Raw genomic sequence first — 913 nt, forward strand, 5'->3', positions numbered from 1 at the left:
AAATCTGTGTGTGGAGTAATTGAACCAGGTTTAGCCAATACTTGACCACGTTCAATCTCTTCACGTTTGGTACCACGTAACAAGGCTCCAATGTTTTCACCCGCACGACCTTCGTCTAATAACTTACGGAACATCTCTACACCTGTTACTGTTGTCTTAGCAGTCTCTTTAATACCTACTATTTCAACTTCATCACCTGTGCGAATAATACCACGTTCTACACGACCTGTTACCACGGTTCCACGTCCTGAAATTGAAAATACATCTTCAATCGGTAGTAAGAATGGTTGGTCAATAGCACGTTCTGGCTCTGGAATGTAAGTATCTAGATGATTTGCTAATTCTAAAATCTTCTCTTCCCATTCCGCTACTCCATTCAATGCTTGTAATGCTGAACCTCTAACAATTGGAGTGTCATCTCCTGGGAAATCATATTGAGAAAGTAATTCACGTACTTCCATCTCAACAAGTTCTAAAAGCTCTTCATCATCAACCATGTCGCATTTGTTTAAAAATACGATGATATATGGAACACCTACTTGGCGACCTAAAAGAATATGCTCACGAGTTTGTGGCATCGGACCATCTGTCGCTGCTACTACTAAAATAGCTCCATCCATTTGTGCCGCACCTGTAATCATGTTTTTTACATAGTCAGCGTGTCCTGGACAGTCAACGTGTGCATAGTGACGAATCGCTGTATCATATTCAACGTGTGACGTGTTGATTGTAATACCACGAGCTTTCTCTTCTGGTGCATTATCAATTTGGTCAAATGCACGTGCCGCTCCACCATAGTGCTTAGATAACACTGTCGTAATCGCAGCTGTTAAAGTTGTTTTACCATGGTCAACGTGGCCGATTGTACCCACGTTTACGTGCGGTTTTGTACGTTCAAATTTTTCTTTAGACA

1 protein-coding gene is annotated in these 913 nt (G+C 41.4%); it reads right to left on the bottom strand.

Going from position 1 to position 913, the window contains the following annotated elements:
- Positions 1–913, bottom strand: a 913-nt coding sequence (tuf, locus tag ACFQ02_RS08185) for an elongation factor Tu (protein ID WP_380821615.1), incomplete at both ends; no start/stop codon positions are given.

The organism is Seminibacterium arietis (assembly GCF_042675725.1).
In the GTDB taxonomy this organism is placed as follows: Bacteria; Pseudomonadota; Gammaproteobacteria; order Enterobacterales; family Pasteurellaceae; genus Seminibacterium; species Seminibacterium arietis.